Origin of the sequence: Actinokineospora sp. UTMC 2448, assembly GCF_024760565.1 — a bacterium.
Classification (GTDB): Bacteria; Actinomycetota; Actinomycetes; order Mycobacteriales; family Pseudonocardiaceae; genus Actinokineospora; species Actinokineospora fastidiosa.
Map to the genome: position 1 here is coordinate 801998 of NZ_CP031087.1, position 14352 is coordinate 816349.

14 protein-coding genes are annotated in these 14352 nt (G+C 70.4%); 10 read left to right on the plus strand and 4 right to left on the minus strand.

The features are described from left to right. Positions 1-191 precede the first annotated feature (191 nt). The 8 genes from Actkin_RS03920 (at position 192) to Actkin_RS03955 (ending at position 8528) form a co-directional block, all read left to right on the plus strand. Complete coding sequence (locus Actkin_RS03920) at positions 192-1985, plus strand: ABC transporter family substrate-binding protein (RefSeq protein ID WP_229786419.1); 1794 nt, start codon at positions 192-194, stop codon at positions 1983-1985. A 163-nt stretch (positions 1986-2148) separates the two neighbouring features. Continuing rightward, on the plus strand, positions 2149-3147 hold the full coding sequence (locus Actkin_RS03925; RefSeq protein WP_229786417.1) for an ABC transporter permease: 999 nt from the start codon (positions 2149-2151) through the stop codon (positions 3145-3147). A gap of 7 nt (positions 3148-3154) precedes the next feature. Beyond that, entirely contained in the window at positions 3155-4069 is a 915-nt protein-coding gene (locus Actkin_RS03930) for an ABC transporter permease (protein ID WP_189209957.1), read from the plus strand. Then, positions 4069-5211 carry an ABC transporter ATP-binding protein gene (locus Actkin_RS03935; protein WP_189208362.1) on the plus strand — a complete coding sequence of 381 codons (1143 nt, stop codon included), beginning with the start codon at positions 4069-4071 and terminating at the stop codon, positions 5209-5211. Before Actkin_RS03930 ends, Actkin_RS03935 begins: the two co-directional genes overlap by 1 nt. Beyond that, entirely contained in the window at positions 5208-6248 is a 1041-nt protein-coding gene (locus Actkin_RS03940) for an ABC transporter ATP-binding protein (protein ID WP_189208361.1), read from the plus strand. Before Actkin_RS03935 ends, Actkin_RS03940 begins: the two co-directional genes overlap by 4 nt. Positions 6249-6358: 110 nt before the next feature. Then, positions 6359-7234: an N-acetyl-1-D-myo-inositol-2-amino-2-deoxy-alpha-D-glucopyranoside deacetylase gene (gene mshB / locus Actkin_RS03945; protein WP_189208360.1), complete on the plus strand. Its 876-nt coding sequence runs from the start codon at positions 6359-6361 to the stop codon at positions 7232-7234. A gap of 7 nt (positions 7235-7241) precedes the next feature. Further along, positions 7242-7655: a hypothetical protein gene (locus Actkin_RS03950; RefSeq protein ID WP_258905958.1), complete on the plus strand. Its 414-nt coding sequence runs from the start codon at positions 7242-7244 to the stop codon at positions 7653-7655. Between the two features lie 36 nt (positions 7656-7691). Beyond that, on the plus strand, positions 7692-8528 hold the full coding sequence (locus tag Actkin_RS03955; RefSeq protein ID WP_258905959.1) for a hypothetical protein: 837 nt from the start codon (positions 7692-7694) through the stop codon (positions 8526-8528). On the opposite strand, the gene Actkin_RS03960 is transcribed toward Actkin_RS03955, so the two are convergent. After that, positions 8488-9243, minus strand: a complete 756-nt coding sequence (locus Actkin_RS03960) for a GNAT family N-acetyltransferase (RefSeq protein ID WP_258905960.1) — start codon at positions 9241-9243, stop codon at positions 8488-8490. The two genes, Actkin_RS03955 and Actkin_RS03960, sit on opposite strands and share 41 nt — an antisense overlap. A gap of 101 nt (positions 9244-9344) precedes the next feature. Here Actkin_RS03960 and fdxA point away from each other — a divergent pair, with 101 nt between their 5' ends. Continuing rightward, complete coding sequence (gene fdxA / locus Actkin_RS03965) at positions 9345-9671, plus strand: ferredoxin (RefSeq protein WP_189208357.1); 327 nt, start codon at positions 9345-9347, stop codon at positions 9669-9671. Then, positions 9668-10747, plus strand: a complete 1080-nt coding sequence (gene dapC, locus Actkin_RS03970) for a succinyldiaminopimelate transaminase (protein ID WP_189208356.1) — start codon at positions 9668-9670, stop codon at positions 10745-10747. The genes fdxA and dapC overlap by 4 nt, the downstream gene beginning before the upstream one ends. A gap of 128 nt (positions 10748-10875) precedes the next feature. Here dapC and Actkin_RS03975 read toward each other — a convergent pair whose 3' ends face one another. The 3 genes from Actkin_RS03975 to Actkin_RS03985 are packed head-to-tail and all read right to left on the minus strand — an operon-like array spanning position 10876 to position 14274. Next, positions 10876-12633, minus strand: a complete 1758-nt coding sequence (locus Actkin_RS03975) for a choline/carnitine O-acyltransferase (protein WP_258905962.1) — start codon at positions 12631-12633, stop codon at positions 10876-10878. Positions 12634-12659: 26 nt separating this feature from the next. Continuing rightward, positions 12660-13439: a class I SAM-dependent methyltransferase gene (locus Actkin_RS03980; RefSeq protein ID WP_189208354.1), complete on the minus strand. Its 780-nt coding sequence runs from the start codon at positions 13437-13439 to the stop codon at positions 12660-12662. A gap of 4 nt (positions 13440-13443) precedes the next feature. Further along, complete coding sequence (locus tag Actkin_RS03985; protein ID WP_258905963.1) at positions 13444-14274, minus strand: HalD/BesD family halogenase; 831 nt, start codon at positions 14272-14274, stop codon at positions 13444-13446. Positions 14275-14352 lie beyond the last annotated feature (78 nt).

Consider the following 14352-nt stretch of genomic DNA (forward strand, 5'->3'; position numbering starts at 1 on the left):
AACGGACACGTTGCGTGCCGGCCCCCGCGTGTCACCCTTTGGTCACGATCGCCGTGGCAGAGGTGACCGGGAGCCCTCTTCGTTCCTAGCGTGCGCAGCTAGTGCGCCGCCCAACGGTCGTTGGGGGCGTGATGGGTAAGGGACCGTTCGGCCGGACCGGCCGAGGGCGGGGCCCTGTGCTAGGAGGGCACGTGTCAATCAAGAAATCCACACTGTCGGCATTCGCCGCGGTCGTCGGAACGTCGCTCGTCCTGAGCGCGTGCGGCGGATCGAACGGTGACGGCGGCAACGGATCCACCGACGGGACCACCGACATCAAGTCGATGGCCACCGCTAAGGGCCAGTCGGGCGACGAGTACACCTCTCCGGACGTGGAGCAGGGCACCCAGGAGATCAAGGTCTCCACCGACAACCCGTTCACGGCCTACAACAACGCCGCGGCCGACGCGAACAACTCGTACAACTCGTTCGCGCTGACCATGGTCCTGTCCGGCGCCTACAAGCTCGACGGCAACGACAACGTCCTGCTCAACAAGGACGTCATGGAGTCGGTCGAGCTGACCAACAAGGACCCGCAGGTCGTCACCTGGAACATCAAGCCGGGCGTGACCTGGTCCGACGGCGAGGCCTGGGACTGCGACGACTTCCACCTGGCCTGGCTCTCCCAGACCGGCAAGGTCAAGGAGGGTGACGCCGACATCTTCACCGCGGCGGGCACCACCGGGTACGACGTCCTCGAGAAGCTGGAGTGCCCGACCCCCACCCAGGTCGTGACCACCTTCTCCGAGACCTTCCCGGACTACAAGAGCCTCTTCGGCATCTCGCTGGACATCCTGCCCGCCCACATCCTGGAGCAGGAAACCGGCATCGCCGACATCACGAAGCTGACCCCCACCTCGGACATCGCCGAGCTGAAGAAGGTCGCCGACTTCTGGAAGACCAAGTGGAACGGCTTCGACGCCAAGCTGATGCCGTCCTCCGCGCAGTACAAGATCACCGCGTTCGAGCAGAACAACTCGGTGACCCTGGAGCGCAACGAGAAGTTCGCCGGTAAGCCCGGCGGCCCGGCCAAGATCGTCCTGCGCGGCATCGCCGACCAGGTCGCCCAGGCCCAGGCGCTGGAGAACGGCGAGCTCGTCGTCAACTCCATGGCCCAGCCGGACGCCAACGCCGCCGAGCGGCTGCGCAACCTGTCCGCCCAGGGCGTGACCTTCGGCGCGACCGCGGGTCTGACCTTCGAGCACTTCGACCTCAACGTCGAGAACAAGTGGCTCAAGGACCAGGCGGTCCGCAAGGCGTTCATGCAGTGCGTGAACCGCGACGAGCTGGTCGAGAAGCTGGTCCGCCCGGTGCTCGAGGACGCCCAGCCCAAGGGCAGCCTGATCTTCTTCCAGGGCGAGGACGGCTACACCGACAACTACGCGCAGTACACCGGTGACGCCAACGCCGCCAAGGCCACCCTCGAGGGCGCCGGCTACACCATCGGCCCGGACGGCTTCGCCACCAAGAACGGTGAGAAGGTCTCGCTGAAGATCGCGCACACCGACATCCCGCGCCGCAAGCAGACCGTCGAGCTCGTGCAGTCGCACTGCAAGCCCGCTGGCATCGAGATCATCGACGACACCGACCCGAACTTCCTGGACACCCGCGTGAGCCAGGGCGACTACGACATCGCGCTGTTCGCGTGGTCGTCGGCGCCGTTCAAGTCGGGCCAGAAGTCGATCTACTCCACCGGCGGTGGCCAGAACTGGTCCAACTGGTCGAACAAGGAGGTCGACGCGGCCCTGGCCGACGCGACCACCAACCTCGACGAGGCGGCCGCCACCGCGGCCTACGCCAAGGCCGACGCCATCCTGGCTGAGGAGAACTACTCGCTGCCGCTGTTCCCGCTGCCGCGCATGTGGGCGTTCAAGGGCGTCGACAAGGTGTTCTTCCAGTCGTACTACGGCACCCTGTGGAACGCCAACGAGTGGGTCGTCTCCTAGTCACCACGCCGCCCCCTGGCGGTTGACAGGTCGACGAGCGGAGGGGCCGGGCCACACAGTCCGGCCCCTTCCGCTTGGGCACTGACCGCGGCCGGCGCACACTGGCTGGGTCAGGACGCCGGAGCGCACCTACCGGTCGCCTGGGCCCCACCGAGGAGTTCTCGTGATTCGCTACATCATCCGAAGGCTGCTGATATCAATCCCGATCCTGCTGATCGGCAGCTTTCTCGCCTACCTGATGGTTGCCTCGGCAGGCAACCCGCTCGCGGAGTACCGGGCCCAACCCAACGTGACCGAGGAGATGGTCCGCTCCCTCGAGATCAGCCTGGGCCTGGACAAGCCCGTCATCGAGCGCTACTGGATCTGGCTGACGGACTTCCTGTCCGGCGACTGGGGTGAGAGCATCGCTCTCGGCCAGGCCAGCGTCGAGGTCTTCGACTCCGTCATGCGCTCGCTCTGGATCACGTTCCGCCTGGTCATCGGCGCGGAGCTGCTGGCGATCCTGCTGGGTGTGTCCGTCGGCGTGCTCGCGGCCGTGAAGCAGTACTCGATCTTCGACTACTTCGCCACGTCCGCGGCCTTCCTGATGTTCTCCATGCCGGTCTTCTGTGTCGCGGTGATCCTCAAGACCTACGGCATCGAGTTCAACAACGTCCTCAACAGCATGGGAATGGAGCGCTGGCTGAGCACGGTCTCGCCTGCGACGACCGGCTACGAGGGCGGGTTCATCGACGTCCTTTATCAGTACACCGGCCAGTACACACTGCCGACGATCACCTTGGCGCTGATCAGCTTCGCCGCCTACAGCCGCTTCCAGCGCGCCTCGATGCTGGAGACGCTGCACTCGGACTACGTGCGCACCGCCAAGGCCAAGGGCCTCTCGCAGCGCCGCGTCATCCTGCGGCACGCCTTCCGCAACGCGATGATCCCGGTGACCACGCTGTTCTCGATCAACTTCGCCATCGTCTTCACCGGCGCGATCGTGACCGAGACCGTGTTCGGCTGGCGCGGGATGGGCTTCCTGCTGGTCAGCTCGGTGCGCCAGTTCGACCCGAACATGCTGATGGGCTGGCTGATGGTCACCGCGACCATGGTCATCATCTTCAACCTCGTCGCCGACATCATGTACGGCGTACTCGACCCGAGGATCCGTCTTGCCTAGCGACCCGATGCTGCTCACCGCGAACCAGCCCGGCCCCCCGATCGGGACGGCGAGCGAGTTCGACGCCTCCAAGGCGCGCAAGCAGAGCACGCTGATCCGGCAGCGCTTCTTCCGGCACAAGCTGGCCGTGACCAGCCTCATCGTGTTCCTCCTGATCGTGGCCTTCGGCATGATCGGCCCGCTGTTCTGGGGGATCTCGGTCGACGACTCGTCCGGCGGGCGGTTCGAGCCGCCCAGCGCCGAGCACCCGCTCGGCACGAACCAGATCGGCAAGGACATGCTGGCCCAGCTCATGCGGGGCACCCGGCTGTCGGTGCAGATCGCGCTCACCGTGGCGGTCCTGGCCACGCTGGTCGGCGTGACCCTGGGCGCGCTCGCGGGCTACCTGCGCGGCTTCGTCGACACCGCGATCAGCCGCGTCATCGACCTGATGCTGATCATCCCGGCCATCGCCGTCGCGGGCATCCTGGTCAAGGCGTTCAGCGGAAGCTGGTACGTGGTGGCCCTGGTGCTGGCGTCGTTCGGGTGGATGTCCATCGCCCGTATCACCCGCGGCGAGACGCTGTCGCTGTCGCAGCGGGAGTTCATCGAGGCGGCCAGCGCCTCCGGCGCGACCACCCGCTGGGTGATCTTCCGGCACCTGGTGCCCAACATGGTCGGCAGCATCACGGTGAACGCCACCCTGGCCATCGCCCTCGCCGTGCTGTCCGAGGCCGCGCTGTCCTTCATCGGACTGGGCGTGCAGATCCCCGACACCTCGCTCGGCCTGATCATCAGCGAGAACTACGCCCAGATCACCACCAGGCCCTGGCTGTTCTGGGGCCCGTTCGTGGTCATCGTCGCGCTGTCGCTGTGCGTCAACTTCATCGGCGACGGCCTGCGCGACGCGTTCGACCCTCGTCAGACGAAGGTGCGTGCCTGATGACCGTACTCAACGAGCGCGTCACCACCGACGCTGTGCTCGCCGTGGACGACCTCTCGGTCACGTTCCCGACCGACGACGGCAACGTGCGCGCGGTCCGCAACGTGTCCTACACGCTGCGCCCCCGCGAGGTGCTGGGCATCGTCGGCGAGTCCGGCTCGGGCAAGTCGGTGTCGTCCATGGCCGTGATGGGCCTGCTGCCCCGCTCCGCGAAGATCACCGGCTCGATCAAGTTCCGCGACCGGGAGCTGGTCGGGCGGTCGTACAAGCAGATGCAGGGCATCCGCAACAACGGCATCGCCATGATCTTCCAGGACCCGATGACCTCGCTGAACCCGGTCTTCACCATCGGGTGGCAGCTCGCGGAGGCCTACAAGGCCCACCACGACGTGTCCAAGAAGGTCGCCTGGGCCAAGGCCGTCGAGGCGCTGGAGCTCGTCGGCATCCCGGAGCCGCAGAAGCGGGCGCACCAGTACCCGCACGAGTTCTCCGGCGGCATGCGCCAGCGCGTGGTGATCGCCATGGCGATCATCAACGACCCGGACGTGATCATCGCCGACGAGCCGACCACGGCCCTCGACGTGACCGTCCAGGCGCAGATCCTGGAGACCATGCTCCGCATCCGCGACGAGACGGACGCGGCCATCGTGATGATCACCCACGACCTGGGTGTCGTCGCGGGCATGGTCGACCGCGTGCAGGTCATGTACGCGGGCACGGTCGTCGAGGCCGGGCCGGTCGACGAGGTGTTCGACCGCCCCCGGATGCCCTACACCGTCGGGCTGCTCGGCTCGCTGCCGGACCCGACGATGCTGGGCAAGCGGCTCACCCCGATCCTGGGCGCCCCGCCCTCGCTGATCAACCTGCCCACCGGCTGCTCGTTCTCGCCGCGCTGCCCGCTCGTCATCGACGAGTGCCGCAGCGTCGAGCCCCCGCTGACGCCGACCGACTCGGGCAACCACTTCGGCCGCTGCCACCGCTGGCAGCACCTGGCCTCGCTGCCGAACCCGGAGAAGCTGTTCGAGCACGAGGAGATCGGCACGATCGACGACACGATCCTGCCCGGCACGGGCGCGACCCACGTCGGCGACGACGTGGAAGCGGTCGAGCAGCGGCTGCACCAGGAAGGCCATTCGTCATGACCGAGACTTACGCCAAGGCGGACCCCCAGTCCGCCCCCCGGACCGGCAGCGCGCCGCTGCTGGAGGTCACCGACCTGGTCAAGACGTTCCCGGTGCGCGGCGGCGGGATCATCCCGCGCACCGTGGCCGAGGTGCAGGCCGTGGCCGGGGTCAGCATGACCCTGAACAAGGGCGAGACGCTGGGCCTGGTCGGCGAGTCCGGCTGCGGGAAGTCCACCACCGGGCGGGCCATCCTGCAGCTGCACAAGCCGACGTCGGGGTCGGTCAAGTTCGAGGGCCGCGAGCTGACCACGCTCAAGCCTGCGCAGCTGCGCCCGCTGCGCAAGGACATGCAGATCGTCTTCCAGGACCCCTACGCCTCGCTCGACCCGCGCTGGCAGGTCAACGACGTGGTGGCCGAGCCGCTGCGCATCCACAAGTACGGCTCCGACGAGAAGATCCAGCGGCGGGTCGACGAGCTGCTCGAGCTGGTCGGCCTCAACCCCGAGCACCGCAACCGGTACCCGCACGAGTTCTCCGGCGGTCAGCGCCAGCGCATCGGCATCGCCCGCGCGCTGGCCCTCGACCCCAAGATGATCGTGCTGGACGAGCCGGTGTCCGCGCTGGACGTGTCGGTGCAGGCGGGTGTGGTCAACCTGCTGGAGGAACTGCAGGAGCGGATGGGTCTGGCGTACCTGTTCGTCGCGCACGACCTGTCGGTGGTCCGGCACATCTCGCACCGGGTCGCGGTCATGTACCTGGGCAAGATCGTCGAGGTCGGCGACCGCAACTCCATCTACGAGCGGCCGACCCACCCGTACACCCAGGCGCTGCTGTCCGCGGTGCCGGTGCCCGACCCCAAGCAGGAGCGGCAGCGGCAGCGCATCGTGCTGACCGGCGACGTGCCCAGCCCGGCCAACCCGCCGTCGGGGTGCCGGTTCCGGACGCGGTGCTGGAAGGCGCAGGACATCTGCGCGACCGAGGAGCCGCCGCTGGTGGCCCACGGCGCCACCGTCTCGGCGTGCCACTTCGCCGAGGAGCGGCAGGTGCTCCCGTAGTAGGGTGACCGACCGGGGAAGATCGACTTCTCCGCTGGACGCCGTATGCAGGCGCGGGGACCACGGGGTCCCCGCGCCTGCATCGCCTTACTGTGCATAGGCTGACCCCGATGCTGACAGCCCCACCACGACTGCTGCTCGTCCACGCGCACCCGGACGACGAGAGCCTGTGGACCGGCGGGACCATCGCCCGCTACGCCGCCGCGGGCGTGCAGGTGACCCTGGTGACCTGCACCCTGGGCGAGGAGGGCGAGATCATCCCCGACTCGCTCGCCCAACTCGGCGCGCACGCCGCCGACCAGCTCGGCGGCTACCGGGTGGCCGAGCTGCGCGCCGCGTGCGCCGCGCTCGGCGTCTCCGACCACCGCTACCTCGGCGGCATGGGCCGCTGGCGGGACTCCGGCATGGTCGACACGCCCGCCAACGCCCATCCCCGCGCGTTCGTCGGGGGCGACCTCGACGAGCAGGCCGCCGCCCTGGCGGCGATCCTGGCCGAGGTGCGGCCCCAGGTCGTGGTGACCTACGGGCCCGACGGCGGGTACGGCCACCCCGACCACATCCGCGCCCACGAGGTGACCGTCGCGGCGCTCGCGAGCTGCCCTGAGGTGCAGCGGCTGTACTACGCGGTCGTGTCCGAGGGGGACGTCGAGGCGGGCCTGGCCGCGCTGGCGGGCGTCGACCTGCCCTACCGGATGCCCGAGCCGGGCGAGCTGCCGGTGGTGGCCGACCGGGAGATCACCACGCGGGTGGCCATCGGCGACCACCTGCCCGCCAAGCTGCGGGCCCTGCGCGCCCACGCGACCCAGGTCAGCGTGTGGCAGGGCGCGGGGGAGGCCGCGGACACCGTCGTCTACGCGCTGTCCAACGGGATCGCCCAACCGGTGCTCGACAGCGAGTGCTACGTGCTGGCGTCCGGGTCCGGCCCGGTGGAGACCGACCTGTTCGGCGGGCTCGCCCCGGTCGAGCACGCGGGCGCGGACCGATGAGCCGGGCGTGGCCGTCGTGAGCGCGGAGCGCGGGTCGCTGGGCGGGTTGTTGGTCATCAGCGCCGTGCTCGCCGTGTTCGAGCTGTTCTTCCTCCCGCTGCGCTTCGACGGGACGCTGCTGCCCGACATCGGGGCCACGCCGTTCCCGATCTCCGCGCTGGTCGCCGCGGTCAGCATGTGGTGGCTGGTCGGCGCGGCGGGCCGGGTGGCCCCTCGGCCCGCGGTCGCGGGCGCGCCGCTGTGGGTGTGGCTGGGCACGCTGCTGCTGTTCGTGCTCATCGGCCCCGGCGGCGACCGGATCGTCCTGTCGGACTGGCGGATGCTGCTGTTGCTGGGCGCGGGCGCGTTCCCGGCGGCCTTCCGGATCGGCGACGTGATGGCCAAGGCGGCCATCGCGCGCAACCAGGACACACGCGGCTAGCCTGCGGGCGCCGCGCCGATCACCCAGACTGGGCCCGTGGCCGAGTACATCACCGACAAGCACGTGGTGTCCGTCCTGCGGCCGTTCGTGCGGGCCACCGCGCCCATGCTCGCCGCGCTGCGCGACTCCAACCCGTTCTTCCTGGTCCGCAAGGTCCTGCCGAGCGCTGAGGCCGACCGGTCGGACGCGGACAGGGAAGACACCGAGCACCTGGCGAAAGTCGACAAGTCGATCCGCGAGCGGCTGCGCTCGGGCCTGGAGCACGTGCGCGTGCCCGGGACGCGGGCGTGGGACGGGATGACCGTCGCCGAGCGGGAGGACTGGTGGCTCAACCGGGTCGGCCGGTTCACGGTGCTCATCGCGGCCATCCCCGGGGTCGGCGGCGCCCTTGCCGACCGCCTGCCGATCCAGACGACGCTGGCGAGCGCGGGCCAGGGCCTGGTCCTCTCGGCGATCGGCATGGAGAACGGCCTGGACGCCGCCGAGCGCGTCCGGCTGATCGCCCACGTCCTGTTCGACCGCGACATCCCCCCCGAGCTGGCCCGCGGCGCGGGACTGGCCGACGCCGATGAGGACGCCGCCACCGCCGACCTCACCCAGGAGCTCGACGCCAGCTCGGCCAAGCACGGCCGGGTGACGGTCAAGGCCGCCGCCCGCACCCTCTGGCGCTTCGGCCGCACCCTCTACGCGCTGGGGGAGGAGCTGGACAAGCGACCGCAGGGCCGGTTCTACCACCAGCTGATCGGCATGCTCCCGATCGTCGGCGCCCTCGGCGACTACCTCGGCGAGCGCTCCGCCCTGAAGCGGGCGGTGCGCAAGGGGCGCAAGTGGCTCAGTCGCCGACCCAGTATCGGTAGCGGTGGGACTCGGTGAGGCCCTCGCGGCGGTAGAGGGCCACCGCGGCGGTGTTGGCCGTGGTGACCTGGAGGACCCGGTAGGGCGTCCCGGCCCAGTGGTCGAGCGCGGCGAGCAGCGCGGCGCCGTGGCCCCTGCGGCGGTGCTCAGGGCGCACCTCCAGGACCGCGACGTGCAGGTACGCCCCCACGACGCAGCCGCGCGCGATGCCCGCGATGGCGTCGCCGTCCCACACCGTGGCGAAACCGACGCGCGGTCCGGTGGTGAGGACGTGTTCTTGAGCACGTGTCGGGGCGCCGCCCACCGCGACCTCCAGCCAGCCCGGGGGCGGGGTGTCGCGGACATCGCCGGGCGCGGGCCGGGTCGGGCCGACGAGCACGTACGTCTCGGCGCCCTTGGCGTGGGCGGTGTTCGCCCGCCAGCCGTGGCCGGTCAGGTCCTCCTCGACGGGTGAACCGCTGACGACCTGCAGGTAGGGGCGGATGCCGTGCTCGCGGGAGAAGGCGACGACGGTGTCCAGGGCGCGGTGCAGCGGCAGCCCGGGGTCGCCGATCGCCAGCGTGCTGTTAGCCCGTCCGGTGTAGCCGCCCGCCGCGCGCATCCGCCAGTCGCCGAGGTCGCGGCGGACGACGGCGGGCCAGGCGTCGGCGCAGACGCCCTCCAGGGTCTCCATCGGGTGCACTACCCCAGTCTCGCCGGATGGGGCCACCTTCTCCTGCATTGTGAACAACATGGCACCTGCTGCGTGTCACAGTGGGGGGCAGGGGATACTGGCCGGTGTCGCGCAGAAGGACGCCTGCGCGCCGTCGAAGATAGAAGGAGCAGGAGACCGCAGTGACGTACGTGATCGCCGAGCCCTGCGTCGATTTGCTCGACAAGGCCTGCATCGAGGAGTGCCCCGTCGACTGCATCTACGAAGGGGACCGGATGCTCTACATCCACCCCGACGAGTGCGTCGACTGCGGAGCCTGCGAGCCGGTCTGCCCGGTCGAGGCCATCTACTACGAGGACGACGTGCCCGACCAGTGGGCCGCCTACACCAAGGCGAACGTGGACTTCTTCGACGAGCTCGGCTCCCCCGGCGGTGCGTCCAAGACCGGCAAGACCAGCAACGACCCGGACTGGATCAAGGCGCTGGACCCGCGCTCCCACGACGAGTGACCACGCTTCCGGACTTTCCCTGGGACAGCCTGGCCGACCACGCCGCCCGCGCGCGAGCGCATCCCGACGGCGTGGTCGACCTGTCGGTGGGCACCCCGGTCGACCCGGTGCCGGAGGTCATCCGCGCCGCGCTGGCGTCGGTGTCGGACGTGCCCGGATACCCGACCACGCACGGCACGCCCGCGCTGCGGGTGGCCGCGGTGGCGGCGATGGCGCGCCGGTTCGGCGTGGTCGGGCTCGACCCGCTGGCGGTGCTGCCGACCATCGGGTCCAAGGAGCTGGTGGCCTGGCTGCCGACGCTGCTGGGCGCCACCTCGGTGGTGATCCCCGAGGTGGCCTACCCGACCTACGAGGTGGGCGCCCTGCTCGCGGGCGCGTCGGTGACGCGCGCCGACAGCCTGACCCAGATCGGGCCTGCCACGCCGTCGCTGCTGTGGCTGAACTCCCCGGCGAACCCGACCGGGAAGGTGCTGCCGGTCGAGCACCTGCGCAAGGTCGTGGACTGGGCGCGCTCGCGGGGCGTCGTCGTCGCCTCGGACGAGTGCTACCTGTCGCTGGGCTGGGACGCCGAGCCGGTGTCGATCCTGCACCCCTCGGTCTGCGACGGCGACTTCACCGGGCTGCTGGCGGTGCACTCGCTGTCGAAGTCGTCGAGCCTCGCCGGGTACCGCGCCGGTTTCGTCACCGGTGATCCCGCCCTGGTCTCGCGCCTGCTGGAACTGCGCAAGCACGCGGGCATGATCGTCCCGTTCCCGGTCCAGGCGGCCATGACCGCCGCCCTGACCGACGACGACCACGTCGCCGCGCAGAAGGCGCGGTTCGGCCGCCGCCGCGAGGCGCTGCGGGCCGCGCTGGCGGAGGCGGGCTTCACCATCGACCACTCCCAGGCGGGCCTGTACCTGTGGGCGACGCGCGGGGAACCGGCGTGGGACACCGTCTCCTGGCTGGCCGACCACGGCATCCTCGCCGCGCCCGGCACCTTCTACGGCCCCACGGGCGGCAAGCACGTCCGCATCGCCCTGACGGCCTCCGACGAACGCGTCACCGCCGCCGTCGTCCGCCTGACGATGGCGTGATCTCCCCGCGAGGCGGCCGCCCTCATGGTGCGGGAGTCGCGGTGCTGCTCCTTCTTCACCCCGCCCGCGACATCGCCGTCACCGGGCAGCACGTCGACGTGCTCGACGCGCTGCCCGGGGAGCGGCCCTCAGTCCGCCAGTAGGGCGCCCAGCTCGGCCACCGCGTCGCGGAGGTGGTCGGCGAACTTCATCATCTCGTGGGAGACCGCGCGCGGGGTGCTGAGGTAGACGTTGAAGCGGTCGGGGAGCAGGACGTAGGCGACGCCGATGCACTGCTTGCTCGTCGAGCCGAAGCCGAAGTACTGGATGGTGGTCGACGGGGCCGACGACGTGCTCAGGTAGTCGTCGCGCATGATCAGCCAGCCGGGGGAGTCGTACAGGGGCAGGGGGGCGGTGCCGCCCTGGCGGCGCTGGATCCACTGCAGTTCCCACAGGTGCTGTTCCGGCGCCTGGCCCGCCTGGCACTCCTTGGCCCTGGCCACGTGCGCTGCCGCCGCGGCGCGGAAGGCAGCGCGGCGGACCTCCGGCGACGGGTCGTCCATCGCCTTGACGAAGGCCAGGACCTCCGGCGTCACCACGCGCATCGCCTCGGTGCGGCCGTTCTGGAACTGGCGGGTGGCGATCGACTCGTACGTCGCGCCCGTCAGGCCCTTGGACCGCTTGTGCGCCAGTTGGTACGCCATCTGCACGAACGCGTCCGGCGACATGCCGAGCGCCTTGATCGCGTCCGCGCCGAAGTCGGGGAAGGAGACGATCGAGGTCGCCGTGTCGGCGGCGTACGCGGCGAACGACGACGCCGCCTCGGCGATGTCCGCGCGCAGCGCGTCGTCCACAGTGAACTCGACGGGCGTGACCGCGGGCTTTCCGGTGGCGAACTCCGTCGACCGGGGGATGATCGGGCGCAGCAGGGCGTCGGTGAAGGCCAGGATCGTGGTGCCGTCCAGGCCGCAGTGCTCGACGTTGATGCCCGCCCTGCCGTCGGCGAAGACGATCAGCGAGACGGCCTTGTCGAACCAGCGGTTGCCGCTGTCGCCGTGCAGGAGCTGGTCGCACGCGGCCTGCGTGTCCGCCGGGGCGAAGTCCTCGAGGCACAGGCAGAACAGCGCGGACTCGATGACCTCCACCGCCTCCGCGTTCTCGCGCAGCAGCGCCTCCCGGGAGGCCGCCCACTCGGCGCGGGCCTTCGTCGTCAGGTGGCCGACGGGCGACGCGGGGCGCACCGCCTCGGCCATGATCGACCGCAGCCCCTCGGCCAGCGCCTCCGCCGGGTACGGCCGCCCGTCGGAGAGCACGTCCAGCGAGTACACCGCGCCCCGGTGGAAGACGGCGATGTGCCGCGCGGGCGACGGACCGTCCCACCCGTGCCCGTAGGGCGCGCGCACGGTGTCCTGCCGCACCCCGGGGATCCGGGTCGTGGAGAACAGGAACTTCTGCTGCTCCATCGACTGCGGCTGACCGCGCAGCACCACCGGCGGCACGGCCTCGACGTCCAGCGCCAGCTTGTAGTCCACCGCGGCGGACACCAGCGACACCGCCCGCTCGACCTGCCCGAGCGGGACGTCCTCGAACAGGAAGAAGAAGTTGGCGTTGAGCGCGATCCGGTCCCGCCTGCCCAGGTACCGCGACGGCCAGAACAGGTCGAGCCAGCTGCGCACGCCCTCGGTCGCGTCGTACTTCTCCAACTCGGCGTGCAGCGTGCGGGCAGGGCTGTCCGGGGCGAGGAACTCGGCCACCGCCGCCTCGGTCTCGGCCAGCTCGGCGGGCGTCAGCAGCGGCGCGCACCACCGCAGGAAGCGGTCGCAGGACTCCTCCAGCGTCGGCAGCGGCACCCGGGGGAGCCGGTCGTCGTTGCCGAAGGTCCGCGTCGACAGCTCTGCACTATTCACGGGTCAACCTTCTCTGCGGGGAGTGATCAGGGGAGAACTCTGGCGCGGGGCCGGGAGATGTGCAATCGGGCGTACAGCCAGCCCTCGGTCTCCCACCCGGACGGGTCGACGCCGACCTGGGCGAGGGTGTCGAGCACCTGTTCCTGCTCGTCGTCGGAGGCGAACCGGCGCTGCGGGAACATCCGGTCCACCACCTCCGTCTCGTAGCCCAGCGCGTCGAGGCGGTCGGCGATGGGCGTGAACGGGAACATGCGCAGCACGAAGTGGGCCATCCACGGGGTCCGCTCGCCCGCGACGCGCGCCAGCGTCGCCTCGGTGACGTAGCCGATGCAGCCGGTGGAGATCACCAGGTCGACGCTGTCGAACAGGGCCCGCTGCGCGGCAGTGGGCTCGTTGGACTCCAGGTCGGCGTGGACGGCGTCGTCGAGGAAGCCCGCGGCCAGGGCGTAGTCCAGCGCCGGGCGGGAGGCGTCCAGGCCCGCGAACCAGGACCGGTCGCCGCGGGCGCGGACCAGTTCGCGGTCGGCGAGGAGCAGTTCGGCGCGCGGGCGGTCGTCGGCGGGGTAGCGCGCGTACAGGTCGTCCATCGTCAGGTCGCAGCGCAGCAGGGCGGCGTTGACGCCGTACGAGCAGCCGATGTCGAGCACCCTGGCCGCGCCGGAGCGGGCGATCAGCTCGGCGAAGTGCGGCTTGGCCAGCTGCGGCACCCGGTAGTCCAGGCCGCGCAGGGTGCTGAAGAACGGGCGGGGGTCGGGGGCGGTGTAGATGTGGTCGAGCGAGACCTTCCCGGTGGCGTCCAGTTTCATCGCGTCAGTCCAGAAGGTCGTCGCCGCGCACCGGGCGCCGCTCGTGGACGGGCAGCACCCGGCCGAACAGCTGCCGGGTCCTTGCGGGGCTGCCGACGACACCGGGCCGCTCGCTGTAGGCGAAGATCGCCGAGTGGCGCTGGGTCTCGCCGCCGACCTCGGTCACCCGGTGCAGGGAATACCGGCCCTTGAACAGCTGCAGGTCACCGGGCCGCAGGGCGAGCCGCCGCACCGGCCGGGTGTCCCCGTCGAGGACGGCCCGGACATCGGCCAGGTTCTCCGCGTCGGCCGAGCGGATGTTGGGACAGTACTCGAAGACGCCGCCGTCGTCGGCCTCCTGCGTCAGCATGCTGACGGTGAACTCGTTGGTGTCGAAGTGCCACGGGTGCGCCATGCCGGGGCGCACGACGTTCAGGCACAGCCCGGCGAGCGGGTCGGCCAGTTCGTGCACTTCGGACAGTCCGAAGCAGTCAGCGACGAATCGCTGGAAAACCGGGCTTCTGTAGAGCTTGTTGATAATCGCGGTGGCCGGAATGCGATCCCATGGCACAAAAGCGTTGCCGCGCACCATGGTCCGGCGGCCGGGGTGGTCGTCGGGGAGGTCGCTGTCGACGGGGATGTTGTACGCGTTGACGGTCTCGGTGTCGTAGTGCGCCATCGGGGCGATGTCCGCGCCCTCGCGGCGCAGCGTCTCGCGCAGTTCCGGGCGGATGAAGTCGGCGAGCACGCAGCAGCCGGACTCGGCCAGCTCGGCCCGCGCCCCGGCCACCACGCCCGGATCGTCCAGCGGATACCGGTCCGTATCGACAACCTGCTCGACCACCGGTGCGGTCATCGCGTCCTCCGATCGGATGCTGTGTCCCCCAGAAGGGTTAGCACACCGAGGGTGTCCGCGACATTACCCGCCGGTAAT

Excerpts from the sequence above, each read along its gene's own strand:
- Actkin_RS03960 (WP_258905960.1), bottom strand. The coding sequence starts at position 9,243 with ATGTTGTTCACAATGCAGGAGAAGGTGGCCCCATCCGGCGAGACTGGG.
- mshB (WP_189208360.1), top strand. The coding sequence starts at position 6,359 with ATGCTGACAGCCCCACCACGACTGCTGCTCGTCCACGCGCACCCGGAC.
- Actkin_RS03935 (WP_189208362.1), top strand. The coding sequence starts at position 4,069 with ATGACCGTACTCAACGAGCGCGTCACCACCGACGCTGTGCTCGCCGTG.
- Actkin_RS03985 (WP_258905963.1), bottom strand. The coding sequence starts at position 14,274 with ATGACCGCACCGGTGGTCGAGCAGGTTGTCGATACGGACCGGTATCCG.
- Actkin_RS03940 (WP_189208361.1), top strand. The coding sequence starts at position 5,208 with ATGACCGAGACTTACGCCAAGGCGGACCCCCAGTCCGCCCCCCGGACC.
- Actkin_RS03930 (WP_189209957.1), top strand. The coding sequence starts at position 3,155 with ATGCTGCTCACCGCGAACCAGCCCGGCCCCCCGATCGGGACGGCGAGC.
- Actkin_RS03980 (WP_189208354.1), bottom strand. The coding sequence starts at position 13,439 with ATGAAACTGGACGCCACCGGGAAGGTCTCGCTCGACCACATCTACACC.